29 protein-coding genes and 1 pseudogene are annotated in these 24,908 nt (G+C 35.6%); 12 read left to right on the top strand and 18 right to left on the bottom strand.

Features of this window, described 5'->3' with window-relative positions:
- Window positions 1–2: 2 nt before the first annotated feature.
- From B0A78_RS03505 to B0A78_RS03495, 3 genes are read right to left on the bottom strand one after another with little or no spacing between them, the layout of a single operon-like run.
- On the bottom strand, window positions 3–308 hold the full coding sequence (locus tag B0A78_RS03505; protein ID WP_097609381.1) for a hypothetical protein: 306 nt from the start codon (window positions 306–308) through the stop codon (window positions 3–5).
- A gap of 11 nt (window positions 309–319) precedes the next feature.
- Window positions 320–1,240, bottom strand: coding sequence for a hypothetical protein (locus B0A78_RS03500; RefSeq protein WP_097609380.1), 921 nt, complete (start codon window positions 1,238–1,240; stop codon window positions 320–322).
- Window positions 1,240–2,313: a head maturation protease, ClpP-related gene (locus tag B0A78_RS03495; RefSeq protein ID WP_097609379.1), complete on the bottom strand. Its 1,074-nt coding sequence runs from the start codon at window positions 2,311–2,313 to the stop codon at window positions 1,240–1,242. The genes B0A78_RS03500 and B0A78_RS03495 overlap by 1 nt, the downstream gene beginning before the upstream one ends.
- Window positions 2,314–2,446: 133 nt before the next feature.
- Here B0A78_RS03495 and B0A78_RS03490 point away from each other — a divergent pair, with 133 nt between their 5' ends.
- The 7 genes from B0A78_RS03490 to B0A78_RS03460 all read left to right on the top strand — a co-directional run bounded on the left by B0A78_RS03490 (window position 2,447) and on the right by B0A78_RS03460 (window position 10,649).
- Window positions 2,447–2,899: a hypothetical protein gene (locus tag B0A78_RS03490; protein WP_088418354.1), complete on the top strand. Its 453-nt coding sequence runs from the start codon at window positions 2,447–2,449 to the stop codon at window positions 2,897–2,899.
- Window positions 2,900–2,901: 2 nt separating this feature from the next.
- On the top strand, window positions 2,902–4,482 hold the full coding sequence (locus B0A78_RS03485; RefSeq protein ID WP_097609378.1) for a phage terminase large subunit family protein: 1,581 nt from the start codon (window positions 2,902–2,904) through the stop codon (window positions 4,480–4,482).
- Window positions 4,482–4,907 carry a phage protein Gp36 family protein gene (locus B0A78_RS03480; protein WP_097609377.1) on the top strand — a complete coding sequence of 142 codons (426 nt, stop codon included), beginning with the start codon at window positions 4,482–4,484 and terminating at the stop codon, window positions 4,905–4,907. The genes B0A78_RS03485 and B0A78_RS03480 overlap by 1 nt, the downstream gene beginning before the upstream one ends.
- A gap of 151 nt (window positions 4,908–5,058) precedes the next feature.
- Window positions 5,059–7,494, top strand: coding sequence for a phage portal protein family protein (locus tag B0A78_RS03475; protein ID WP_249030942.1), 2,436 nt, complete (start codon window positions 5,059–5,061; stop codon window positions 7,492–7,494).
- A 128-nt stretch (window positions 7,495–7,622) separates the two neighbouring features.
- Complete coding sequence (locus B0A78_RS03470; RefSeq protein ID WP_097609375.1) at window positions 7,623–9,623, top strand: phage tail tape measure protein; 2,001 nt, start codon at window positions 7,623–7,625, stop codon at window positions 9,621–9,623.
- Between the two features lie 2 nt (window positions 9,624–9,625).
- Entirely contained in the window at window positions 9,626–10,126 is a 501-nt protein-coding gene (locus B0A78_RS03465) for a phage virion morphogenesis protein (RefSeq protein WP_097609374.1), read from the top strand.
- 13 nt (window positions 10,127–10,139) lie between these two features.
- On the top strand, window positions 10,140–10,649 hold the full coding sequence (locus B0A78_RS03460; protein WP_097609373.1) for a hypothetical protein: 510 nt from the start codon (window positions 10,140–10,142) through the stop codon (window positions 10,647–10,649).
- Window positions 10,650–10,676: 27 nt separating this feature from the next.
- Here the strand turns inward: B0A78_RS03460 and B0A78_RS03455 are convergent, their stop codons facing one another.
- The 15 genes from B0A78_RS03455 to B0A78_RS03380 all read right to left on the bottom strand — a co-directional run bounded on the left by B0A78_RS03455 (window position 10,677) and on the right by B0A78_RS03380 (window position 20,562).
- Entirely contained in the window at window positions 10,677–10,994 is a 318-nt protein-coding gene (locus B0A78_RS03455) for a hypothetical protein (RefSeq protein WP_097609372.1), read from the bottom strand.
- A gap of 51 nt (window positions 10,995–11,045) precedes the next feature.
- Window positions 11,046–11,258: a hypothetical protein gene (locus B0A78_RS03450; protein WP_097609371.1), complete on the bottom strand. Its 213-nt coding sequence runs from the start codon at window positions 11,256–11,258 to the stop codon at window positions 11,046–11,048.
- The gene (locus tag B0A78_RS03445) at window positions 11,251–12,075 is read right to left on the bottom strand and encodes a DUF2786 domain-containing protein (RefSeq protein ID WP_097609370.1); all 825 of its coding nucleotides are present in this window, start codon (window positions 12,073–12,075) and stop codon (window positions 11,251–11,253) included. The genes B0A78_RS03450 and B0A78_RS03445 overlap by 8 nt, the downstream gene beginning before the upstream one ends.
- A gap of 2 nt (window positions 12,076–12,077) precedes the next feature.
- Complete coding sequence (locus B0A78_RS03440; protein ID WP_249030940.1) at window positions 12,078–12,632, bottom strand: hypothetical protein; 555 nt, start codon at window positions 12,630–12,632, stop codon at window positions 12,078–12,080.
- Window positions 12,550–13,008 (bottom strand): hypothetical protein, encoded by a 459-nt coding sequence (locus B0A78_RS03435; protein ID WP_249030939.1) that lies wholly within the window; start codon window positions 13,006–13,008, stop codon window positions 12,550–12,552. The genes B0A78_RS03440 and B0A78_RS03435 overlap by 83 nt, the downstream gene beginning before the upstream one ends.
- Window positions 13,009–13,246: 238 nt before the next feature.
- A complete protein-coding gene (locus B0A78_RS03430; protein ID WP_097609367.1) occupies window positions 13,247–13,720 on the bottom strand; it encodes a M15 family metallopeptidase in 474 nt (157 codons plus the stop codon).
- Between the two features lies 1 nt (window position 13,721).
- Entirely contained in the window at window positions 13,722–13,961 is a 240-nt protein-coding gene (locus B0A78_RS03425; RefSeq protein ID WP_097609366.1) for a hypothetical protein, read from the bottom strand.
- Between the two features lie 72 nt (window positions 13,962–14,033).
- Window positions 14,034–14,492 (bottom strand): hypothetical protein, encoded by a 459-nt coding sequence (locus B0A78_RS03420; RefSeq protein WP_097609365.1) that lies wholly within the window; start codon window positions 14,490–14,492, stop codon window positions 14,034–14,036.
- Between the two features lie 104 nt (window positions 14,493–14,596).
- Entirely contained in the window at window positions 14,597–14,818 is a 222-nt protein-coding gene (locus tag B0A78_RS03415) for a hypothetical protein (RefSeq protein ID WP_097609364.1), read from the bottom strand.
- Between the two features lie 4 nt (window positions 14,819–14,822).
- Window positions 14,823–15,497 (bottom strand): DUF3164 family protein, encoded by a 675-nt coding sequence (locus tag B0A78_RS03410; protein WP_097609363.1) that lies wholly within the window; start codon window positions 15,495–15,497, stop codon window positions 14,823–14,825.
- Between the two features lie 527 nt (window positions 15,498–16,024).
- Window positions 16,025–16,957: an AAA family ATPase gene (locus B0A78_RS03400; protein WP_097609361.1), complete on the bottom strand. Its 933-nt coding sequence runs from the start codon at window positions 16,955–16,957 to the stop codon at window positions 16,025–16,027.
- 29 nt (window positions 16,958–16,986) lie between these two features.
- Window positions 16,987–19,227: a DDE-type integrase/transposase/recombinase gene (locus B0A78_RS03395; RefSeq protein ID WP_097609360.1), complete on the bottom strand. Its 2,241-nt coding sequence runs from the start codon at window positions 19,225–19,227 to the stop codon at window positions 16,987–16,989.
- 267 nt (window positions 19,228–19,494) lie between these two features.
- Entirely contained in the window at window positions 19,495–19,794 is a 300-nt protein-coding gene (locus B0A78_RS03390; RefSeq protein WP_097609359.1) for a hypothetical protein, read from the bottom strand.
- Between the two features lie 30 nt (window positions 19,795–19,824).
- Window positions 19,825–20,241, bottom strand: coding sequence for a hypothetical protein (locus tag B0A78_RS03385; protein ID WP_097609358.1), 417 nt, complete (start codon window positions 20,239–20,241; stop codon window positions 19,825–19,827).
- Window positions 20,242–20,376: 135 nt separating this feature from the next.
- Window positions 20,377–20,562 carry an XRE family transcriptional regulator gene (locus B0A78_RS03380; RefSeq protein ID WP_240665164.1) on the bottom strand — a complete coding sequence of 62 codons (186 nt, stop codon included), beginning with the start codon at window positions 20,560–20,562 and terminating at the stop codon, window positions 20,377–20,379.
- 69 nt (window positions 20,563–20,631) lie between these two features.
- On the opposite strand from B0A78_RS03380, the gene B0A78_RS03375 reads away from it, so the two are divergent.
- The 5 genes and pseudogenes from B0A78_RS03375 to B0A78_RS03355 all read left to right on the top strand — a co-directional run bounded on the left by B0A78_RS03375 (window position 20,632) and on the right by B0A78_RS03355 (window position 24,899).
- Window positions 20,632–21,381, top strand: coding sequence for a S24 family peptidase (locus B0A78_RS03375; RefSeq protein ID WP_169859080.1), 750 nt, complete (start codon window positions 20,632–20,634; stop codon window positions 21,379–21,381).
- A 307-nt stretch (window positions 21,382–21,688) separates the two neighbouring features.
- Window positions 21,689–22,804: pseudogene (locus B0A78_RS03370) on the top strand (SulP family inorganic anion transporter); the annotation flags it as partial.
- 6 nt (window positions 22,805–22,810) lie between these two features.
- Complete coding sequence (locus tag B0A78_RS03365) at window positions 22,811–23,494, top strand: carbonic anhydrase family protein (protein WP_065213016.1); 684 nt, start codon at window positions 22,811–22,813, stop codon at window positions 23,492–23,494.
- A gap of 5 nt (window positions 23,495–23,499) precedes the next feature.
- Entirely contained in the window at window positions 23,500–24,135 is a 636-nt protein-coding gene (gene can / locus B0A78_RS03360) for a carbonate dehydratase (RefSeq protein ID WP_014166455.1), read from the top strand.
- 86 nt (window positions 24,136–24,221) lie between these two features.
- The gene (locus tag B0A78_RS03355) at window positions 24,222–24,899 is read left to right on the top strand and encodes a DedA family protein (protein WP_060383807.1); all 678 of its coding nucleotides are present in this window, start codon (window positions 24,222–24,224) and stop codon (window positions 24,897–24,899) included.
- Window positions 24,900–24,908 lie beyond the last annotated feature (9 nt).

The following is a 24,908-nucleotide window of genomic DNA, read 5'->3' as shown; positions in this document are numbered from 1 at the left end:
TACTATTCTTCTTCTTTAAGAGGTTTTTCGCCTGTGTTCTCGGTTAGATTAATTCCCTCTTGTTGGTTGTTTTCGCCAGTATTATTTTGTAATACACCTTCACCATTTAAAGGTTCAATTTCTTTAGAATGCTTTTCACCTGATTTTTTTGGACGTTTAATAACTTCTATTTTATCCTTTTCCCTCGTGCCGTTCATCGCCCAATCTCTATTTGTAAAGTATTCCCCATCGGAGGTTAAGAAAACAGCCTTTACATCAGGCTGTTTTTCCAATATTTGTAATCCAATCGCTTTTTCTTCTGCTGTCATAATTTCTGTTTTTAAGCGTTATCAGAAATAATAGCTCCGAAGCCGTGTTCTTGAATTTTATCACACAACCCGTAAGCGTGTAAACGTAATTCACTTTTTGGGTCAGCACTTCTAGTATCTCCTGACATTGGTTTATACTGAACTTTGACATCTTCAATATGATACACCGTGTTGGGTTGATAAAAGAAAATAGAACCTTTTTGGTCGCCTTGAACAACAGTAGACCCTAATGATTTCAATTTGCCATTACTCCCATATAAAGGAGTGGTTGCATTTTCAAAAAGATTCAAATTATATAATCTTTTAATCTTTCCTGTCAATGGGTCAAAAACCAAGTTGTTTCTATGGTTAGCCGTTCCAGCTTCATCGTGCATCAAGTCCATACGATGCGTGGTATTTAAAACCATTTGCAAGGCTTCTTGGTCAGTCAGATTAAGGCTAGCCACTTCCTCTAAGAAGTTTAACATATCGGCATAGGTTAAACGTTTTCTTCCGTTTACAACCGCTCCAGTAGTTCTAATAACTGGCATTTTACCAGACTTATGTTCTGATGGAGCAAGCTTGTTTAAAGCATAGTCACGAACTCCTATTTTGAAACTTTTGAAATGCTCTTCCTTAATGGCACTCTCTTTGTTAAAGGCTAAACTTCTAGCTTCACTATCGGTACACTCAGTCGGAGTGGTATCCAGCTTATCCCATTCAACTAATGTTTTTTCACCTCCCATTTTACTTGCAGTAAAATCATCAGTCTTGTTAACATAGAAGCCTACGTTGTTTATAAGCTTGTTAAATCGAATACCGTCAGCAGTTACGGCATTCGGATTTGGTGCTTTTAAAACACCTATAAAATCATCGTTGTAGTTTCTGAAATCCTCCAGTAACTGAGGTTCTACATACTGCTGTAACCATAAACCTGTATTAGTAGTAGGCATTATTTTTTATATTTTTGGTTAAACAATTTTTGAAACTTTTCAGGATTAGCAGATGCCATAGCTTCCAATCCTTTTGGGTCTTCTTTTTGCCACTGGTCGAATGTCCAATTTTCGCTACCTTCAAAAGCATCTGCATTTGTAATAAGTGCCGAAATGTTTGGAGCTTGTGGCTTAATTCCTTCAATCAATTTTGCAAGGGCATCAATCCCCGCTTTTTCGCCTATACTTTCGTAAAGCGGGCGGTCTTCTTTTTTGAAGACTCCCTTTGCTTCGGTTCTATCTAAATAAGCAGTAAGCTGGTTTTTCTTGTATTGTGCTAATTCATTTAGAGCGCTGTCTTTTGCCTCACGCTCTGTTTTTAACTGATTTTGTAATGCTTCTAAAACTGCGGTATCTGAGCTTTGAGCTGTTACATTAGGCAGGTTTAAAGCCTGAATGATTAATTGTTTCATATTATCGTCTAATTTTTGACTATTTAAGTTTGACATTGTTAGTAAAGATGCGTAAGCAGAAAAGACATCGCTTGGTTGCATTTGTTCAGGTTCAATTTCAACAGCTGGCTCAACTACCCAAGGAATAACCTCGTTTACTAACCCCATATCAAAGCATTCTTGCGCATTGAACCAATGGTCACCAATCATAAGCTTATCTATTTGCTCTTGGTCTAAATTGGTCTTTGCTGATAAACGCTTTTTAAAGCTCTCTTCCATCTTTCTAAGCAAAGAGGCTTGTCCTTCTAATTCACAAGCCGTTCCACCGCCGTAAACGCTGGGAGCATGAATCATTACAAAACCGTTATCTACTATTTTAACCTTATTGGAGGCTAGAATGATTATGGCTCCCATTGATGCGGCTATACCATCAACAATTATTTCAATATTACTTTTGCTTTTGTTTATAGCGTTAAAAATCAAATTCCCATCAAACACACTACCGCCGTCAGTGTGTAGTCGAATTGTAATATCCGAGTAAGAAGATTCTAAACGGTTCAAGGTTTCGCAAAACCAAGTCCCGTCTCCTTGCCAAATGCTACCGTAAGCGTATAGTGTGTTTTCAATGGTTTTAATTAACATTCCTTTTGATTTGTCGTTTTATTTGATGCAAACATAAAGCGGGTTTTTGACTTGTTTTTTTTCTTCGGGAAGGGTTGCAATTTTATTTAACTTACTGTTATTGAGTGGGTAGTTTTGAAAAAATATTATTAAAATGACAAAACTTACTCGTGTAAACAATCACCCGATGTATGCTATTTGTGAGCGTATGTATGTAGAGGAAGGCTTGACGAAAAAAGCCATTGCAAGTGCTACAGGAGTTTCTGAGCAAACCATAGGCAAATGGAGTAAAGGCGTTGGTGAAAGCAATATCTCTTGGGATGAAAAAAAGAACCAATACAAGGCAACTCCACATAACATAAAAAAAGTACTTATAGATGAACTTTCACATCTTGCCTCAGGTGGTGAGGCTACCCTTGACGTGAAAAGTATCGCCGAGGTTAGAAAAACAATTGAACAACTTTCCGATAAAACATCAGCGCAAATCGTTTTTACAGTGTTTAAAGAGTTTGACCAATGGATGGCTAACCAAGAGCCTGACACGGCTATACTTTTTTTAGAGTGGCATAAAATGTTTTTACAACACAAAGCACTACAGGAGGGGTAACAATGGCTGAAAAATTAAGTAAAAACTTAGAAAAACTACTGGCTAGTTACGAGGAACACTGTAAAACAATCAAGCAGATTAAAAACGTTAATGTTCACGAAACACCTCAAGAACGCAGAAAGAAACGCCTCGAACTAGAAAAAAATTATGTACACTGGTTTGAGGCTATCTTTCCTTTATATGCAAGTGTACCGTGCGCACCATTTCATAAGAAATTAGCTAAGCTAATTATTGAAAATGAAGTAGTAGACGTCCTTGCTGAAATTTACCGTTCAGGGGCAAAATCGGTGCATCTTTCGTTAGGGATTCCTTTGTTTTTGTATGCTACTGGTAAACTTCGTTTTATGCTTTTAGCCTCGCAAACAGAAGATAAAGCAAAGAAGCTCATTAGCGATATTCAGGCTAATTTAGCTCATAACCCAAACTTTATTCATTACTATGGTAAGCGTTTTAAGTTTGGAGACTGGTCTAATGGAGATTTTACCACCTCAGACGGCGCAAAATTCATGGCACTTGGAGCGAGCCAATCCCCTAGGGGTTTACGTGAAAGTAATTCAAGACCTGACTACATTGTAATAGACGACGTTGATACTAGACAGCGATGTAATAACGACGAGCTGTCAAAAAAACTATTCGACTGGGCTTGGGAGGACTTAAAAGGAACATTTGACGAAGGTAGTCCACGCAGGCGATTTATAGTGGCAAACAATAATTTTCACAAAAACACTTTAATTAATCAATTAAAAAAAGAGTTTCAAGGTTACATACAAAAAGCTAAAGAAAATGGTTTCCCAATTCGCCACTTTATAGTGAGCGTACCAGCGGTTAAAAACCTGAGCACTTTTGAACCTTCTTGGTCAGAAAAAACATCAGCGGATTATTGGCGTGAAAAGTTCGCCACAACGCCTTACCGCTCGTTCATGCGGGAATACCAACACGTACACATCGTGGAAGGTTCAATATTCAAGAATGAATTTATAGAATATTGCACGCCTTTAAAGCTGAACAAGTACGAAGCTTTGGTTTTTTATGGGGATTTATCCTATAAAGATGCGGGCGACTTCAAAGCGATGCTTTTCGTAGGCAAAACAGGTTTAGAGTTCCACGTACTGGATTGCTTTGTAAGACAGACCTCTAAAAACAATACCGCACTTTGGCTGTATGAAAAAGTGGCGCAAGAAGGTTTATTGAATCTTAACGTGAATTATTGGATTGAAGGGCTTTTTGCGATGGATGATTTTGTAAACGATTTCGACAATGTGGGCGCACAACTAGGCTGGTACATTCCTGTAAGGGCGGACAAAAAAAGTAAATCAGACAAATACGACCGTATTGAATCAATGGCGGGCTATTTTGAGAGGCGAAAAGTAAAATTTAGTAAATCGCTTGAAAATAGCAACGACTTTAAAGAACTATTAAACCAGCTTTTAGCTTTTCAAAAAGGAAGTGGCGCACACGACGATGCACCCGATGCGTTACAATCGGCTATAGTTAAGCTCAATACAGCATCAATTATAAATACTATACCGCCAAAAATGGTCAGTAGAAAGGAAATAATTAACAAACAAAAAAATAGGTTCTAATGGGATTCATTTTAGAAGAAGATTACTCAGCTTTAATACGCACCGAGATAAAAGACATTTTGCTCGAAAACTATTCACCACAAAAATTAAGCATCGCCCAAGATATGGCGATAAGCCAAATTAAAAACTATTTGAGTGGCAAATTTGACGTAACAACTATTTTCAAAGCGCAAGGCACTGACAGAAACCCGCATCTTGTAATGGTGGTTATTGACTGCACACTTTATCATTTATATACATCAGCTGGCGCACGTAAGATTAGCGAGATTCGTTCACAACGCTATCAAGATGCTATTGATTGGCTCAAAGAAGTAGCCAAAGGAAAAATCACACCCGATTTGCCAAAACTAACTGATTCAAACAACCAAGTAATGACAGGTTTTAAGATAAGTAGCAAAAACAAACCGTCTAATCATAGATGGTAATTCTTTAAACCATCTTTAAACTCGATTTTAAGCCATTTAAAAATAAAACACAATGAAAGTATTAGGTTTTGAATTTTCCGTTAAAAAAAATAAGGTTTCTGCGATTCAAGAAAAAACACGCACAAACACCAATCCCGCTATTTTGAATATCGTGAGCAGTTTTAAAGACAACTCACGAAAAGACATTCAAAAATGGAGGGATGCTTTAGCAATGGCAAACCACCCCAAAGAACCAAAACTAAACTTATACTACGATTTACTAGACGACTTACTTACAGATGGACACTTGCAAAGTCAAATCCAAATGCGTAAGATGGCAACGCTAAATACTGAGTTTGAAATATACAATCGTAAAACAGGCAAGGTTAATGAGGAACTAACAGGCTTAATCAATAACCAATGGTTTTACGAATTCTTAGAAATGACTTTGGATAAAATCATTTTCGGGCATACGCTCGTTGAGTTTAAAGAATTCTCAGGAGACAAAGTAAAATTATCAGTTATCCCAAGACGTAACGTTGTACCCGCATTCAAACGTATTTATCCTGATTTATCAAAGCGTGAGTTTATCCTGTACGATAATGAAAGTTTCAAACCTTGGCTATTGGCTTTGGGTAATGATTCTGATTTAGGAATTATAAATAATATAATCCCTAACCTTATTTGGCTTAGAAACGTGTTTCAGTCGTGGGCTGAGTTTTGCGAAAAATTCGGTTTGCCACTCATTACGGCTACTACTTCTACTGGGGACAATGCGACTATTGAACGTGTACATCAAATGCTTTTGGAATTAGCTGAAGCATCTGTAGGTACATTTCCGCACGGAACAGAAATAAAGTTTAACGAAGCTAACAGAACCGATGCGTTTAGGGTTTACAAGGAATTCATTCAATCAAATGCCGAAGTAGTAAGCAAGTTACTTGTTGGAAGCTCTACACTATCAGACCAAGCGGGTAATCGCTCGCAAACCGAAGTACACGAGCGTACTTTAGACGGTAAAATTGCAATGGCTGATAAACGAATGATTGCCTTTGTGGTGAATGACCAGCTTTTTGAATTATTGATACTTCAAGGTTATAAGATTACTCCAGATGATGTGTTTCGTTTCAAAACAGCACAGCAAGAAGTAGACATTGCGCAACTATGGACTATCACCAGCGGAATGATGAATAACGGTTATAACATTGATACAAACTGGTTATCGCAAACTTTCAACATTCCATTAACATTAAAAGAAGCAAGCGTACCAACTAATAAACTTGACACATCGGCTCAAGTAAAAAAAAAATCCCAACCCGTAGCCTATAGCGTGGCTAACAAGTGCGGCTGTGAACCTTTGGCGCTAGGTAAAAGTATAAGTGCTTTATTGGATGCTTTATGTAAAGAGTTGGCGGTTTCGATTTGGAATGGAGAGGAAACAAAGGGAATATTAGGAAGAATGATACAAGCCGAAGGACTGGAGCTTTTACAAGGTTTACGCAAAGATTTTAAAACCATCAACCCTTATACTGGCGCTGACGTACTAGCCTTACAAATGATGGAGTATAACATTTTTATGTTTGCAACCTCAAAGGCTGAGAAACGTATGGCATCAATGAGTCAGCTTTTAATAGACAAAGACAAAAAAGAGTTAAGGGATTACCAACAGTTTGAATTATTGTGTATGCAAGAAACGGAAAATTTAAACCGTAGCCACCTGCGTACAGAATACAATTTATCGGTAGCAGTAGGACAAAATTCAGCTTCTTACTATCGATTTATGGAGGAAAAGGACACCGTGACTTCATACGTACAATACCAAACCGTGGGTGATGATAAAGTGCGCTCAGCTCATGAGGTATTAAACGGTAAAATTTTTAACCTTTCAGACAAAGAAGCTATGGACTTGTTCCCTCCTAATGGTTTTGGTTGTCGCTGTGAAATGCTTCAATACATAGGCGATACCGAAGGAGTAATTACAAAAGGAGCGGACGCAAAGCGTTTGCTTGAGCTTACCGATTCCAAGTTTCAAGGCTCCTCCTTTGAGGTCAATCGAGGGGATTTAAAACAAGTTTTTACCAAAAAAGAGTTTTACGTTGACGCAAAAGGATTGCCTGAAAAAATTAACGATATGACCTTTGATAAGTACAACCTGAAACTTTATGAAGCGTTTAAAGACTCTTTAAAAGCTATTGAACTGGATGAAACTATTACGCCTAAAAATGTAAAAGAACTATTCAAAAAAGAGAAAGACACCGACTATATGGGCTTTTCAGATTATTTGGATAGAAAAATGATTTTATCAGAAAAAGACTTTGATAAACATACACAAGGCTATTACACAGGTAAGGACGAGCTAAGACATCAATTGTTTGCACACCTCAAAGACGCTTTGTTGAATCCTGACGAACATTGGTACTTTGACTACAAAAACAACGGTCAAAAATTCCAAAGTCGTTATATCAAATTTTACAAAGATAGGGCGCTGGTTATTGATTGCGATATTGATCCAAAAACAAAGGCTTTAAAAATCAATACATGGTACAATATGAAACAAGCAGACCACTTCGTGCGAAAAGGTCTGCTTGTAGAGAGGAAAAATCTTTAAAACTTACCCCTTTTTCTCTAAATCGAGTGGGTTTTATATGCATCCTATCCTCAGCTTTTCGGTAGCTTTAATGTAGAGCTTTAACGATTCATTGACAAAAATAATAAAATAATCAATACAATTACATAATGGCATCAGCTAAATTAACTATGCTCTTGGATTTGAGCGATAAAGTCAGCTCCAAGTTTGCTTCGATTCAAAATAAATTTGAGCGTGGAGCTTCAAAAATGCGGGAATCATTCAGCGAAATAACTGCCGAAATTCCTTTTTTAGACCGAGCTTTAGACATTGCTACAAACAAATGGGTATTGCTTGGCGCTGGTATTATGGCTGTAGGTTCGCTATTTGTTAATGCAACCAAACAAGCCAGCGACTGGCATACCCAATTGGCGGAGGTCAACGTTACAGCGGGAATGTCACAGAAAGAACTGCAAGGGCTTTCAAACAAATTACTAGATATAGGCGCACGAAATGTTGCGCCTCTCGAAGAAGTTCCCAAAGCCTTTAATCGTATTATTTCTGCGGGATTGGACGTTAACCAGTCTATGCAAGCCCTAGAGCCAACACTAAGAGCCGCTAAGGCTGGTTTTACCGATATTGAAACGGTAGCATCGGCGGGGATTGGCACGATGATGTCCTCGGGCAAAGACATCAACAAAGTGTATGACGTCCTATTTCAAACGGTAAAAGCGGGTAATGCTTCCTTTAAGGATATTGCTCACTATTTACCTAAGGTAGTTCCTTTAGCCCGAAAGTTAGGTTATGAGCTTGAAGATACAGCTGGTGCTTTTGCTTCTTTAACAACAAAGCTGAGTACTGAGCAATCCACTACAGCCTTGGAGGGCATTATGCGCTCACTTGCCAATCCTGACGTAGCCATAGGAAAAACCGACAAGACAGGTAAAATGGTTAGCGGGTTCAAATCCTTAGGAATTGAGGTTTTTAACGCTTCGGGAAAAATACGTCCAATGGTAGAAATTATCGAACAATTAAACCATAAAATGGAGGGATTAACAGATGTAGAAAGGTCTAAACAATTCAGTAAATTAGGATTAGATGAATCAGCTTCACTCGGTTTTAGTGTTTTAATGCAGGATATAGAGGGATTAAAAAAAGCTACTGACGGTGCTTTTAATTCAGCAGGAGCATTAAATAAAGCCTATTTTGATAGTCTTACACCTCTTGAACAATGGGCAATTATACAAAATCAAGCAAAAGCAATGATGATAAAATTGGGTGAAAAAATCCTTCCTATTGTAGCTGGTGCATTAAATACTTTACGACCTATTATTGATGCTGTTTACAATAATTTTGACGATATTGTAAGTGTACTTAAGGTGTTAATACCTGTAGCGGGTGGGCTGTTTTTGTTTTACAAAATTGCTACGGCTTTTACACTGGCGTCCCAAGCTACCAAAGGCTTAACCGTAGCACAATGGCTTTTAAATACGGCAATGAGTGCCAACCCTATTGGGCTTATCGTTATAGCCATTGGCGCACTTATAGCTTATATAACTATTGCAATTGTCAAGTTTGAAAAATTTGGCGCATTGATGCTTTGGATTATGGGACCTATTGGGCGTATAATTTCTGGGTTTTTACTTATTAGAACGCATTGGGATAGTATTACCGAGGCTTTTGAAAAAGGGGGCATTATAGGCGGGTTAAAACGTATCGGTATTGTTTTACTCGATGTTTTCTTAAAACCATTGCAACAACTATTAGAACTCTTTTCAAAAATACCTGGATTAGGTAAACATGCCAAAGCAGGGGCTGATAAATTATTAGGTATTCGAACAAAGATGAAACTAGTCACCCCCGAAGAAGAGGAGGCAAAAACCAAAAAAGAAGACAAAACAAAGCCGAAAACCGACCCTTTAAAAGATTTATATGGCTCATTGCCAACCTCTAAAGAAAACAAAGAAGGGAAAACCAAACTAGCCAGCGATGTAACTAAGGTTACAGGTGAGAGCCAGCAAATCCGCAATATAACTTTCAATATCGGTTCGCTCATCAAAGGAGACATAAATATGAATGACCCGAAAGCACAGGGGATGAGTCAATCTGATTTTGAGAGTTATTTGGAAGAGATGTTTATGCGAATGGTTAGAAATGCCGAAAATGCTTAAAAATGGATTTAGATTTTAGAGACGAATATTTTGAAAAACTAAGCCGTATCAGCAGACACGGCTTTTTAAAAAGATTAACAGACCATGCTGGGGTAACGGCAGTAAATTTCGTCAAACAACGCTTTGTTGAAAAGAACTGGAAAGATAACGGTACACAGCCTTGGGAGGCAAGAAAACGCAAAGGGCGAGGTTCATTGCTAACAGTTTCAGGGCGTTTAAAACGTTCTATTCGCAAGATAGCCAGTGGTAACTACTTTGTTTACATAGGAACTGACGTGCCTTATGCGCAAGTTCATAATGAGGGAGGCGAAACATCTAAAACTGTAAATGTACGAAGCCACCAGCGCAAACGTAATGGCAGAAGCCACAATGTGAAGCTTCACACACGAACTAGTCGTTTTAAAGTACCCAAACGCCAATTTTTAGGCGATTCACAGTATTTAGCACGTGGGATTGAACTTATGCTAAAACAAGCTATTGATAATGAATTAAACCAATCTTAAACCTACTTTAAAGATGAAAGAGTTTTACGAAAAAATGGTAAGCGTGTTTATGGAGGAACAAACCAAGGACATTTACCGAAGTCAAGGTGTACTACCAGTGCGCTTTGTTGACCTATATGCAGGGCAGGATTATGACCCTCAAAATTTTGATGCACATTTGTTTCCTGCCTTGTTTGTACACTGGAGCGTTGACCACACTAGTCAAACTGCTACAATGACCATACGACTAGCGTATGAACAATTACGAGATTATTCCTCCGTAAGTTCTAACGCCAAAGAAGCCTTAAAATTTTTGGACTTTGTGCGAATTACAAACAAAATACTCGTTTCTTTTCACACTAAAAACACAGGACGTTTGGTACTTATGGGCGAAGAGTTGGCGGTGGATGAAACGGTAGTGGACGTGTATATTTTAACATACAGCTGTCGTTATCAGGGTATGACAACCCCTGAAGAATATTTAAAAGGAGTAATTGAAAATGTACACCTAGAAACCGATTTGTACCAAAAGCTATTAGACTAAAAAAGCAGGCGTTGTGCCTGCTTTTTGTTAGATAGAATCTAAAGTTTTTAAAGATTTTTTTAAAGTGTTCACTGTTTTGTCTACTTCCTTTGTAAAATCTGGCATTTGCTTTCCAAACTCTTCATTGGTTAAACATCTTTCCACTTTTCCATCAACCATAGTAACAACATGAGTTTCATAAACCCAGTAAGAAGCTCCTAAAAAGGCTATTTCTTGGTTTTCCTTTGGTTCTCCTACTAAAGCAGTTACTTCTTTAGTAGTCATTCCGCTTTTGATTTTAGAAAAATCAGCTTTACTACAAGCTATGGTCAATAAACACAATGCAATTCCGATTACTTTTTTCATTATTTATTTGATATTTTAAAGTTAGTAAAAGTAGAAATTCTTTCTTAAACATTAATTCTCGTTATTCAATTTTTCTATTTTCTTTTGTTTGTACTCGATTATTCTTTTTAGTCGTTCTATTTCTTTGTTTTGCTCCAAATGTTGCGCTAAGGCGTAAAACAGAATTTCGGGAACGGTCTTAAACCCTTTGGCGCTTGCTACTTCTTCGAGTTGCTTGCGTTGTTCAGGGGTAAAACTTCGGATGTAGGTGCTTGATTTAATCATTATAAACCTCAAGTTCTTTCATTGTTTGATTTCTATTCCCATCCTCAACTCCTTGCAAAAAACCTTCTTTGCAATGCGCTACATTTTTTACAGCTTTTTTAGAAAAAGCCCCAATTATATCAGGTAAAGCTTTTTCTATTAGTTCATCGTTTTTTAAAACAATTAAACCCCATTTAGAAGCATTATCATCTAATGCTAATAGTTCTGCTTTCTGAGCTTCTAAATATTTTTGAATTCCTTTAGTACAACCAATTAAATAAGAGGTAATAAATGTTTTTTTAGAAGACATTAGCTTGTGTTTTTCAAGCCATTGAATAGTTATGTTTTTGTGCATTCCAAGCTCATTTAACTGTCTTGTTAAAGTGTTTTTCTTTAATATTTTATATTCATTGTATCTAATTTCAGATAGATTCAAAAATATTTCAACACAAGATTGGTACAACTCCTTAACTATCATTCTGTTTTCAAAAGTACCTACTACAGAAAGTTTTGTTTTTTTTGTGTTTTGCCAGTCTTTAGCTTCAAAATCATAACTCACACCGTTAAATACTCTGCAATTATAACTATCGGCTATGGTGTCTAATAAATTCCATTCGAAATTAGCTGTTTTATACTTGAAGTATTTCCATAAATCGGAGTAAATAACCTCTTTATTGATGTCAGAAATATGAATTTCAACATCTGATTTGTCTAGATTGTGTTGCATCATTAATTTTTGAGCCATTTTTAAACACGTCTCTATTTCACTTCCAGAAGAAGCTCCGCAATTAGCTTTGGCTAATAATTTCCTGATTTTTGATAAAATTTTACTTTCCATATCTATTTATTACTATTAAATCCTTTAGCTCCTTTCCAAATGCGTTCAACATTTTGCGAGTAGTTGAAAGTGTCCTCGCTTGTATAGTTATTATGCGCTCGTAAGCTGTTATTTTCGGCTAACTCCATACGTTCCTCTGCGTAATCTGTAAAAAAGCGAAGTAATTTAGCCGAATTGAGTGACTCAAAAAACTCCCCATAAACGCCTGAAATAATCCGTTTGGTTAGCAAGGTGAGATCTGATATTTTTAAATAGGCAAAATCACTAATTATTTGCGTGGCACACCATTCTATTTGGTCTTCGGTGAGTGGTTTGTTTAAGTTTAATATATCATTTATGTACACTAGCCACACCATCACCAAGCCTTTTGAAAACTTATCACCTTTATCTCTACGAATTGCGCCTAAACTTGGCGCATTTCTATTCATAGCTTCCTCCAAATTGGTTAATTTGTAAGCATGCTCCATACAGTTTTTAGGACTGTAGCGATTCAATAATTTTTCGTTGGAAATTGTCGCTATACTTGATTTTTGAACCGCTATTGCTTTGTTTTGCATCTTGTAGAAGTTTATTAAGTTGGCTATTTATGTATTTCAAATCTGTATTTCTTTGATGAAACTTGTCCAGTTTACACCAGTTATTTAAAAGGTTTTGCCACACTTGCATACATTCTTCATCAGTAGGACATACGCTTTGTAGGTAAGTAATGATTTGCTTTAAACTCTTGCCGTCAATTCCTGTAAACTTTGGTGGGAATCCTGTATGATTTTCATAAAAGGCAAACCAAATAGTATTAAACTCAGAAAACAAATTCTTTTCTTTCACCACTTCGGTATAATTTACCGTACCTTTTAAAGTTTCTTTAAAGCTGGTTAAATCTTGAACAGTAGGCGGGAGTATTTTCCCTATTTTATCCCACAATTGCGGTTGCATTTTGCCTTTTTTCAATCTCACCCCTTCGAGCTTTCCTGATTTTGAATAAAAAAGCACAAAGTGGCAGTCTGTTTTTATCGTGTGTGCTAGGACTTGCATTATTCAAACTTTGGTTTTCCGATTACTTTTTGACATTCACAGCACACTTGTACTGTTTTTTCAACCGTTGTCCAAACCTCCAGTACTTTGGTATAAGTACTGGAGTGGATACATACGGGTTTTATACTTTTTTCTTGTTTCATAGTTTTACATAACCACTGGTGTCTAGCTTAAGCTTAGCCAGCTGTTTCCACGTTAGATTTTTCTTTTCAAAGTGGGGCATATCCTTAAATTTTGCCCAGTTTCCGCCCCAGTCCCAGCCGTGAAGTGCAAAAATCTTTACACATTCGTACCAGTCGGCTACTTTGTCGTTATCCCAGTCTTTTGCCGTGTCCCAACTGGCGGTTTTCCCCTCGATAATCAGGCAGATGTCCACTGCAAAACCATAGTTGTGGATAGACTGACCGCCTTTGGCATTGGTCACTTTTTTGCCTTTTACAGTCCTGCCTATGGCGTACAACTTGTTTTGCTCTTCAATAGTACGCAAACCCTGTGTGATGCGTACTTGTGCTTTACCTTGTAAAGCTTGGTTACAGCTGTTAATAATCTTTACCATTTCTTCCCTAACTGTGGGATGTAGTTTGCTAATTCTTTGCTGTGTTACTGTGTCCATGTTAATTATTAAAAAGTGTTAATTGATTATGCGATTGTTCAGCTTGGTTCATTTTTTTTAGCTCTTGTTTAGCTGGAGTACCGAGGTAGCTTGAAAATGTACGCTCGCAAATTTTGAACTTAGGATAAATGATATTCCAGTATATCTCCTTTTGCGTTAACCCTTTTTTGTACTTCTCATGAATTGTAATGTCTTGGATTTCAATAATACGTTTGTAAAGATTTTTTTTGTTGTACGCCATGCTGAAAAGAAATTTAATTTTTTACCTTTGCTGTGCTAAGAGGAAAGGCTTGTCAGTTTGGCAGGTCTTTTTTTAATTTTGGCTTATATCGTTCAATCCTAATTCGTTATACCAAGCTGTGGTGTGCGGTATCATTTTAGCTCTTGACACTTTAGCACTCATCGACTTGAATTGTTGAATTAATTGTGGAAATTCCTCTATTTTATACTCGTTTAAAGACTTTTTAAAGACGCTTTTATGAAGCATAAAACGGTTGAACGTCGCCCAAGATTCAGGCGTATAAATTCCAATAAATTGAGCTTCTTTAATGATTACCGAGCGAAGTCTTTTCAATTCTCTTTCTTGCTCCATTTCAAATAAAAAATCAATGGCTGATTTTTTAGGAAAGAAACGAGCGTAAAGTGCTTCGACTTCTTCTCTTGAAAGTTCCGTAATATCAGTAGTGCGTTTAGTTTCCATATACACTGCCTGACCCAATGCCGAAGCACTGAACTTGCTACATAAAGCGTTTATTTTATCCTGTGTATTCATAATTTATTTTTTTATGCCCCTGCCTAAACAGGGGACATTTAAAACTTTGCTCCCGCCCAGTACTCGAAACTGAGTGTGTGCCTCTCGGGAAATTTTTGTCGGCTTTAATCTACTTTCTTTAAATATTTGGCACTAAAACAGCCCGAAAATTCTTCAAGAAAAACGACTTCTTGCTTACCTATATCTAAGAAACTATCAGTTTGACAAGTCCAAATCTTCCCTTTATTTTTCTCAAAGGTTGATTCATAGCAATTAAACATTTCTACTTTATCACCCTTTTTGAAAGTAGCTGTTTTGTTTTCGTTTATGTAAGTATCTGTAACCATTCCTTTATTTGTTTTCTTCTTTAATCAAAAAGCTTAAATCAAAACCTTTGGGGAAATTCATAGAGGCTATTGAAAGCGGTAAATGCTGGTCAATGCCTACGTTGTTTTGAAATGAAGCCTGAATAAACCAAGCGGAACGACGTGGCGAGTAAGCATTTTCAATAATTTCAACTCCTTCAATTAATTCAAAATCCTTGTACTCTTTAGTAATTTGTTTCAACTCCATTACTCTTTTTGGGTCTAAATCACCCTTTTTGTCAGGTTTTAAAAGGTTGTTTATCTGCTTGACTAGCTTCGCTGTATCTTCGTCCTTTATTAATGAATTAATGAAGTTTTTTACTTTTGCCACGCCCATATAAACCGTGTCGTCGTAACCTGCTGTAACGTGATACCCTATGGTAATTGTTTCGCCATTACTTGCGCTAAACGTGTGCGATTTTTGATTCGTTTTAGTGGCGTAGGTTTCAAACTTTAATTCAATTAATTGTTTTAGCCCTTGGTAGATTTCCGCTTTTATGGCTTCGCCTTCTTCTGACCATTGTTTTAAACGGCTGAATAATTGCGGGATGTGTTCTTCTTTCAAGTCGTTATAAGCTTTTTTGTTAGCTTCTTTTTTCTCGTTTCTACGTGACAACTCTTTTAAAAGAGCATCGTCTGATAATTGTGCTAGTACTTCCATTTAAACTATTTCTGTTTGAATTGTATAATTATATTTTAATAACTCCTTAACTTTTACATTTTCTGTTAGTTCAGGATCGATATAAATCGTTTTTTTTCTTGCTTTAACTCTTACACCGAGCTTTTTTAAGCACTTGTGTAAATAGTATCTTCTGTTATTACTATTTGACATATTTTTTAAATTTGTGGTAAAAACTTATTTATGATTGTTTTTAATATTTCCTATAGTTCAGATAAGAGTTCACATAGTTTTTCTGAGCTTAAAAAATTCATCAAACTGATTAATGAGCTTGACTTTGAGCGTTTTTCTGCTGAGATTGAAAGTATTCGAAAAGACGATTTTCAAAATGCTCCTGATTACAGTTGTGTTCAGAATCATTGTTGGCATTTACCTTCGAAGTATTTGTATACTTGTCAATTGAACATACAAGTGACAAGCTTAAACGATACTTTAAAATATTTAAACGTATTTCAAAATTTTTGTTCATTACTGGATTATAATTGCGAAGCGCTTTTCTTATAGTTTGATTAATATTTGCCATGATAGATAGAGTTTAATAGTTCAATGCTTATAGGTTCGCCAGTTTCTGTTATTTCTTTAATTGCTTTGGTTGTGATAATTTTCATCGTGTCAAAGTCCTTTATTCTGTTTGTAAACCAGTTTATTATCCTTTTGCTGGTTATATTCATATCGTGGCAAATATTGGCTATATCTTCTGCTATATCCTCTACACATTTACCTCGGTCGGAAAATCGGCGGGCAGTTTGTCTAAAGTTCTGCTTGTTTCTTTCAAAGCCTTTGTTTAATATGTCATTGATTCCCATACCTACCAGCCCAAACGCTACCTTTCCTTCCAGTAAATCGGCTAAACTTTTAATGATATTGATATAACCGCTTTTATTTTTTATGTGTTCCGCTTCGTCTATGTATAAAATAGCATCTTCAAGGCTTATCAGTTTTTTAACCACTCTTTTGATGATTGCTCCAGCAGTTCCGTGGGTTTCAACTCCTACAACTTCGGCAATGTTTATGGCAAATTCTTTGCTGTTTTCAATAGCCGAACAAGTAACAAGAAAGGTATTGGTTGGAAATTGTCTTTTGTACTCTTTGCAGGCGTAAGTCTTACCACTTCCTGTATCACCGTCGAAAGTGAATCGCTTTTTTTCTTGTCTTGCTTCCACAATTGAAGTGATAAAAAGCATATAGTTTGTCGTGTCAAAGTGTCTCCATAGTTCAGGCTTTAACTCGAAGCCTATAAATTGACAAAGTGCCTCGTAGTATTTGTCCTTTATTTCTGATTTTGCAATGGTTGTTTTTCCAGCTAAAATGGTAGACACATACGCTTCACCTACACCTGATAACTTTGCTAAATTGGCTTGGTTAGTGTTTTTTTCTACCAAATACGTTCTGATAGCATCAGGAATTTGTTTTGTCTTTTGAAAATTGTTTAATTTTGTCATAACTTTTTTTATTCGTTAGTTTCCCTATATCAAGCACTTGCTTGGTTTTGTAAGTTCTCCTTGATAGAGGAGAACTTTCTTTTTGTACGTTCCAGTAACAGCTCCTGTGGTGTTTTTACCTTATCGGCTGTGGTGGTTTCCATGATTTCGTTGTAACTTTCCTTATTGCCACCTAGTTGCATTTGATGCGTGTATGGTAATTCGTTTACCAGCTCTTCCTCTTCATCTTCTTCCTCATCGTAAAACAGGGCATCAAAAGCACTTTTTACCGTTTCCTTAAAGTCGTCAGCTTTGTTCATTTGCCTTTGTTTTCTCGCTAAGTGATAGTCTAATGCGTTTTCGCTGGCGTCGTCTGCTTCGGCTTGCGATTGTATCGCTCTTAATGCCAAATTACAGGTCATTAAGTATTTACCGTCCAAGCTGTACAAATCTGCATTTTCATCATCCCAAACCACTTTTACCTCTGCACTTTTGTAGTGATTTGCCTTTTCGATGATTTCCATACTATCAATTGGGTCGGGCAATTCAAAAAGATACTCTTTCGTGTTATTATAACCGCCTAATGATTTGGTTACTTTGACAAATCCACGCATATACGCTGGGTTTACCTTGGTATGATTAGCGTTTAGATAGCGAATTACTCGTTTATCCATAGCCTCACATTTGGGATTTTTATGCTCAAAACGTTCATTAGGCGACAAACCATCCGCTCTTTTTGTCTCGTTCCATCGTTGCACGATGTCGTAAAACTGCATAATAGCTTCTTCGTAGGTTGGAAATTCGTCGATATTGATATAATCGGGGTTTGATTGTCCCTCAATACCCACACCCCAAGAAGTTGAACCGAAATTGCTTAATCCTCTTAAGCTACTTTTGAACAACCTGAACTGCATTTCTGCGGGGTTAGCCTGTGAGTTACCAGCCTGAATGTTTCGCACTTTGTTAAAAACCATATTTAACAAGTCCTTACTTTCACTTGCTGTATAAGCGGAGTGGTTATCGCTCACAAATTCAAACATCGTTTGATAGTTGCTGGTTTCCATAGCCATTTTTACAGCTTTGTCCAGCATTGTATAGGTTTCAGTACTTTGTCCTTTATCGGCAACGCTCCAGCCTACAATTTTACTAGAAGCAACATCAGAAATAAGCATTACATAAAGCTTTCGTGATTTCTTTTCACCTTTATTGTTGTAATATCTGTAATTGATAGTTCCTGAACCATCGGCACAGTATAAAGAGTGTGCGTATTGCAATTTTTGAGAAGGCACGTAAGCCAATGAGCTTTTTTTGTACCAATCAGCTCCGTGACGCTCTTTAAGAGTAAGCAGTTTTAATCCGTTTTGTCTTAAAATTCGGGTGTAGTTTTCGTAACCCGTAGGTTTTAAATCAAAATCCTGCATAGTAGGTAAGTAAAAACTTTCGTACTGCTGGCGCATATTTAATTTAATCCCTTGACCTACTGCCATAAATGCGTAAAACATTACGGCTTGGTGAATGTCTACGTTTATAATTTCGCCAGTTTCAGTATCCACAAGCTTGTGTTTACCTACTTGCATAGCGTTTGTATTGTTGTATTTGCTTGAAATAAGCGCCGTACGTTGTGCTAAAGTGTTAGTGGCTGGAAATAAATCTACTTTGTTACGCAAGTATGCCCCACTTGACACGTTCAATCCTTCTAAATTTAATGGTTGAATCAATTCGGCACAAACATTGTAAAACTCTGATTTGGTTTTAATGCCAAACGCCTTGTATTGGTCGTTTTCTGCGGTGTGTTTCACAAAAACACACCAAGCCCTAGACATCATTAGTTGGGTTGCTTTTTCTCTGTTAAATCCCACCTCGGCATTGTACTGATAATAGTTAATATCTGAACTATCGTACAGATCCGTGACTTTGTTAGCAATGCTTTGTTTAGCTAACTCTAGCAAACTTCCTTTGCTTAGTTCGCCTAAATCTTGATAGGCTTGTTTAATATCGTTTACAGTACCTAGTTTTGATTTATAAAAACACGGTTTACGGTCAGGGATATTGTCAAAACAATAGTAAAAACTACCGTTTACTTTTGCCCAGCGCCAGCCTTTGCCACTATCAGGTAAGTACTGTCCGCTTTTTGCTAAATCGCAAGCACGAACTGTTTTTTTGTATCTATTTCTAGCAATCCAAAAATATTCTTCATTTAACTGACACACCTCCATTACAAGGCGTTGCGAGAGCCAAAACGTTTCCGTTTTGTCAGCTTTACGCAATAGTATGTCGCCTTGTTTGTACATAGGGTTAGTGAATTTGGTTAAAAATTTGTTTTGCTCCCGCCCAGTACTCGAAACTGGGTGTGTGCCTCTCGGGAATTTTGCTATATTTGAGCTGTCAAACTTTAAAACATAGCATAAGTATCCTTAATAGATAAAGTAACTACTCAACCACTCTAATAACTTTGTAAATAGTTATTCCAAAAAGTTTAATTCTTTTTTCTATAAGTTTGGTTTCGATACTAAGCTTGTAGGTTTCAATAATTGTTATCATAGTAGTAAAAAAATGGTTTAATTCTTTTTTCTTGAATAGAGAGCTCCGTTATCAAAAATTACAGGACATTTGCAATTGTCAAAATTGGCATAAATAGAAACAAACAAAGGATGTTTTCTTCCAATACACTTCCACCAAATTTTTCTATACCAAGGGCTTTTTGATAGTAAGTAACGATAAGCCTTTTTTAAGTAAACAGACTCACTTATATTCTTTGATACAATTACACATTCAGGGTTTTCAATAGCTGATTGTAAAATCCAAGACGTATTTCCTGTTCCTCTTGTTTTTAAAATGATTTCATTTATTATTTGCATTTTTTAAATTTTAAATTAGTTTCCGCTGTTTTAGTTTAATTCATTTTTCAACTTGTAAAGCTTATATGCTTTTAGAAGGGAGTTGTTTGGATTTTCATAAACAGCACCATCTTTATTGTTGCATATTTCTTTAAACTGGTTTAAAACTTGTTTAAACTCTTGTTCTTGCACACGTGTTAAAGTGATACTTACAATGCCTTTCGGATTAGCTTCTCTACCGTAATACTCTGTCGAATTTTGCAATCTAAAGCCGTGGTCATTGTACTTGTTGCTAATATCATCTAGCTTAACACTATCTTTTTCCAAACCCAGCACGTCATACTTCCACTGCAATTGATTTAGATATTTTTGCCTGTGTTTGATAATTGCAATGGGTAAATCGGTGTTTAATAAAGCTGAAACGAGTCCCTTTTTAATTTCAATAGTTTCAATTATTTCAATGTCCATTATTTGTAAATTGTTTTGATGTATATACCAAACAGTAACATATAGCTAGCTGTTACACTTTTTTTAAGATGATAGTCGTACACGATGCGACTTTCAAACTTCACCGCTTTACTAAGCAGTTTTCGGAGTAGATTTTTAAGTGTTTTCATTTTGTATCAGTTTTTCAATTTCTTGTTTAATTTTCAAGCCTTTGCCACGCTTAGGAATTCGTTCACCTCTAGCAATTTGTCCTACATAGGCGACGTCAGTATCGAGTAGTTGGGCTATCCTTTGGTAAGGAGTCGCTACTCTATGGTTAATTTTTTGTGCGAGCGTTTCCATATTTTGTATATTTTTGCTGTTGAATTACTACGCAAAACTAAACAACTTTTTTCGCTTAACAAAATTATTATGCAACAAATTTCGCCTATTAAAAAAAGAATCCTTGAATATATTGATTTTAAAGGTCTTAGTAAATATAAATTTTACCAAGACACTGGTATAACTAGAGGTGTACTAGATAAAGAAAGCGGAATAAGTGAAGATAATATAGCGAAATTTATCGCCTATGACAAAGCGATAAATCTTGAATGGTTATTGATGGGAATAGGTGAAGTCTATCAAACGAAATATAAAGAAAATCTTATCGAATTAAATGATAAGATAAATGATAAGGAAATTATCAAAAAACCAAATATGCAAAAAACCTCTACAAATGACGAAATAATTCCAGCGATTAAAATGACTAATTCGCAAAAAGGAATTCCGTTGTTACCTTTTGATGCCTTCGCTGGTTTAGGGGATTCAAGTGTGCAAGGCGTTGATTTTGATACAATAGAAGATAGATACGTAGTTCCTTTGTTTGATGGGATTACAATAGATTTTATGATACCCGTACGAGGTTCAAGTATGTATCCTAAGTATAATAGTGGAGATGTAGTGGCTTGTAGGCTTGTGAATGAACTTTTGTTTGTACAATGGAATAAGGTACATGTTATAGATAGTGTTAGTCAAGGGGTTATAATGAAACGCTTACTTAAAAGTGATAAGCCAGATAGTGTAGTTTGTAAGAGCGATAATAAAGACTATGGAGAATTTACAGTTCCAATGTCAGATATTAGAAGTATAGCCTTGGTAGTTGGAGTTATCCGTTTGGAGTAAACAAGTTATTGAAATGTAGATTTTTTAACTACATTTCAAAGAAAACGATTCAATTTCGTGCGCTTGCCTTTAAAAAATCTACTTTTTAACTACAGGTTTAAAAAAGTACGTTTTAAGCCGATACATAAGGGGTTTTCTTTTTTGGTTTTGATTCATTGGAGTATTCACAGCTTAATGAAGCTTTAAACCAACCAAAATGCGCCTTTTTTAGGTTTTATTAAACTAAGCTTTCATTTTTTCTTTTAATAATTAAACCAAAATGTAAGCTAATGAATGTTTTTTAGGGGTTAGGGCTTTATATTTGGTTTTAATAATTATAATAGGAAATATACATTTGGGAGCTACTCTAATAGCCATTATATCTTTGTCTATTTTAGTTTTATGGCCTAAAATACCCGTGTTAAAAGATTTGAAATTAGTGCCATCAGCTTTAGTTGCCGTAGTGGTAGGAATTATCCTAAACCAAGTTTTTGTAAGTTTGGGTTCTTCTTTAGCAGTTTTAGACGGTCATTTAGTAAAATTACCTGTCCCAAAATCATTTGTAGAGTTTCAAGAGAGTTTTACAATGCCTGATTTTTCACAAATTTCAAATCAAAAAGTGTGGATTGTTGGTGTTACAATAGCAGTGGTTGCTTCTATAGAAACGTTGTTGTGTATTGAGGCAGCTGATAGAATGGATAAGCATAAAAGATATACAGATACCAATAACGAGTTGAAAGCACAAGGAATTGGTAATTTAGTGAGTGCTCTTTTGGGAGGTTTGCCTATGACATCTGTTGTAGTTCGTACGACAGCTAATGTTAATGCAGGCGGTGAAACTAAAATGGCAGCCATTTTTCATGGGGTTTTGCTAATTGTTTGTGCGGTAGCCATACCTTCTGTTCTTAATAAAATTCCATTAGCTACTTTGGCAGCAGTTTTACTATTAGTGGGGTATAAATTGGCCAATCCTAAAGTAATCAAACATTTTTACGAACGAGGGAAGTATCAGTTCATTCCTTTTATTGCAACTATGATTGGAGTGGTGTTTACAGATTTACTAAAAGGAGTAGCATTAGGTTTAATAATAAGTGTGATTTTTATCTTAAAAGGAAATATGAAACGTGCTTATAATTTTAGAAAAGAAAATTATAAAGAAGGTGATTTTATTCATATTGATCTAGCGCAAGAAGTTTCCTTTTTAAATAAAGCGGCTATTAAATTAACTCTAGCTTCTATTCCTGAAAAATCTTCGGTAGTTATTAATGCGTCAGACACAGTATACATAGCACATGATGTATTGGATTTGATTAAAGAATTTAAGAAAGTTAGAGCTAAAGAAGAAAATATTAAGGTAAAATTGATTGGTTTTAAAGAAGCGTATGAATTAGAAAATACAGGAGAGGAAGAAAAACATATTTATGTAGAACACACAACTAAATGAGGTATCATGAGAACTCTAAATAAAGAATTACAGTCACAAATAAGTCCAAAGAACGCTTTAGAAATATTAAAAGAAGGGAATCAGCGCTTTGTAAATAATCTAAAGTTTCATAGAGATCTATTAGAACAAGTAAATGATACGCGAGACGGACAATGGCCTTTTGCCACTATTTTGAGTTGTATAGATAGTCGTACTTCAGCAGAATTAATCTTTGATCAAGGATTAGGAGATGTTTTTTCAGTAAGAATTGCAGGAAATGTAATAAATACGGATATTTTAGGAAGTATGGAATTTGCCTGTAAAATAGCAGGGTCTAAACTAATAGTAGTTTTAGGACATACTAAATGCGGTGCTGTAAAAGGAGCTTGTGATCATGTAGAAATGGGGAACTTAACAGAACTCCTTTCTAAATTGCAACCAGCAGTATATGAAGAACGCATGACAAAAGAAAATAGGACTTCAGACAATAGTACATTTGTAGAAAATGTAGCGCAAATTAATGTGAAGAGAACCGTTAAGTCAATTTTACAAAGAAGTTACATTTTAGAACAAATGGTAGAAAATGGAGAAATAGGAATTATAGGCGGGATGTATAACATAGAAACAGGTTTAGTTGAGTTTTATGAAGACTACGCTTTTATAAAATCCGATTTAGATACTAATTTTAATCTAAAAGAATTAATTAAATAAAAAAAATGAGTGATTTCTATAAAAAATTATTAGATAATAATAAAAAGTGGGTAGATACAAAATTAAATCAAGATCCCAATTTTTTCAAAGATTTAGCAAAAGGACAAAATCCCCCTTTATTATGGATAGGTTGCTCAGATAGCCGTGTACCCGCTAATGAAATTACAGGAACTAAATCAGGTGAGGTTTTTGTACACCGTAACATAGCTAATATGGTGGTACATACAGATATGAATATGTTAAGTGTTCTAGATTATGCTGTCAATGTATTAAAAGTGCGTCATGTAATTGTTTGTGGTCATTATGGATGCGGAGGAGTAAAAGCAGCCATGGGAAATACCTCTTTTGGTATTATTGATAACTGGATACGACACATAAAGGATATTTATCGTTTTAATAAAGAAAAACTTAACTCTATAGAAAATGAAGAAGAACGCTTCAATAGATTTGTAGAACTTAATGTCAAGGAACAAGTATTAAACTTAGCGAAAACGTCTATTGTACAAACAGCGTGGAAAAACGGACAAGAATTGTTTTTACATGGTTGGGTGTATGGCTTGAATTCAGGATACGTAACAGATTTACAAGTAAATTTTTCTTGTAATTCTGATTTACATGAAATGTATCAACTGGATGTTTAATCATTTTTATGATTAATTTAATGAATAAAATAAGGGTGATTGTGCTAAAAATAGTACCTTCGCCCTTTTAAATGCCTGAAAAAATTATGAAAGAGTTCAATTGGTTGCAATTACTAAATCCAGAATTTTATATTCTATTAGAATTTGGTGGAATTAAAATAGGATTAATTGTCGTTTTATTTATCGTTTTTGCTGAAACAGGATTGTTAGCTGGTTTCTTTTTGCCTGGAGATAGTTTGCTTTTTCTTGCAGGAATTTATAGCGAAACATTGATGAGTCAGACATCTTTGGGGAATGACTTTATGAATGTATCTGTTTTTGCTTTCTTAGTTGGACTTATGGGACTTATTGGAAATATGACTGGTTACTGGTTTGGGGCTAAAAGCGGAAATTATTTATATAACCAGAAAGATACATTTTTTTTCAAGAAAAAATATCTATACCAAGCAAGAGAATTTTTTGATAAATATGGCAATCGAGCCATTGTATTTGCTCGTTTCCTACCTATTGTTAGAACCTTTGCTCCTGTGGTAGCGGGTATCGTTGAAATGGATAAAAAGAAATTTATGTTCTACAATATACTAGGATCTTTTTTATGGGCTTTTTCCATGATTTTTGCAGGACACTATCTTCATACATTATTTTTACAAAGTTTTGGTATAGATCTAAAACATTATATAGAGTTCATAGTAATAGGAATTGTAGCTTTTACCACTTTACCTGTTTTATGGAAAATATTTAAAAAGAAAGTACATATTGAATAAAAAACTATT

Origin of the sequence: Flavobacterium columnare NBRC 100251 = ATCC 23463 (assembly GCF_002530675.1) — a bacterium.
In the GTDB taxonomy this organism is placed as follows: Bacteria; Bacteroidota; Bacteroidia; order Flavobacteriales; family Flavobacteriaceae; genus Flavobacterium; species Flavobacterium columnare.
The sequence above is the reverse complement of the archived record's forward strand: the minus strand, read 5'-3'. Positions and strand labels throughout refer to the sequence as shown.